1 rRNA gene is annotated in these 239 nt (G+C 41.4%); it reads left to right on the forward strand.

The features are described 5' to 3' along the window. A 16S ribosomal RNA gene (locus HII27_RS26960) occupies window positions 1-62 on the forward strand; the annotation flags it as partial. Window positions 63-239: the final 177 nt, after the last annotated feature.

Below are 239 nucleotides of genomic sequence, written 5' to 3' on the forward strand. Positions count from 1 at the left end.
TGACTGGGGTGAAGTCGTAACAAGGTAACCGTAGGGGAACCTGCGGTTGGATCACCTCCTTACCTTAAAGAAGCGTTCTTTGAAGTGCTCACACAAATTGTCTGGTAAATGATGAACTTCTGAATGTACTTTCGAGTGCATTAAGAAGTTTTGCTCTTTAAAAATCTGGATCAAGCTGAAAATTGAAACAGCACACTGAACTCTGTTCTCCGTAATAAGAACAGACTGAGGTGTGTTTG

It is taken from the genome of Kluyvera sichuanensis (genome assembly GCF_014218705.1).
Classification (GTDB): Bacteria; Pseudomonadota; Gammaproteobacteria; order Enterobacterales; family Enterobacteriaceae; genus Kluyvera; species Kluyvera sichuanensis.